This is a genomic window from Rhizobium sp. SVR5-2C (genome assembly GCF_056755115.1).
Genome location: NZ_JBNDHT010000382.1, coordinates 1 through 276 on the forward strand (window position 1 = coordinate 1; position 276 = coordinate 276).

A 276-nucleotide genomic window follows, 5' to 3' on the forward strand; every position below is an offset into this window, starting at 1 on the left:
GTCCAGGGCGCACTGCCCCAGGTCACCGCATGGCGGCGCGAGATCCATCAGCATCCCGAACTGAGCAACCGCGAGACGCGCACCGCCGCGCTGGTCGCCGCGCAGCTGAAGAAACTCGGCATGGAAGTGCGCACCGGCATCGCGCATACCGGCGTGGTGGGTATCCTCAAGGGCGGCCGGCCCGGCCCGAAGCTGGCGATCCGTGCCGACATGGATGCGCTGCCGGTCACCGAGGAAGTCGACCTGCCGTTTGCTTCGAAGGCGCAGGGCGAATAC

At 68.5% G+C, this 276-nt stretch carries 1 pseudogene; it reads left to right on the forward strand.

Annotated features, from left to right (window positions below):
• Positions 1-276: pseudogene (locus ACPYOI_RS36175) on the forward strand (amidohydrolase); the annotation flags it as partial.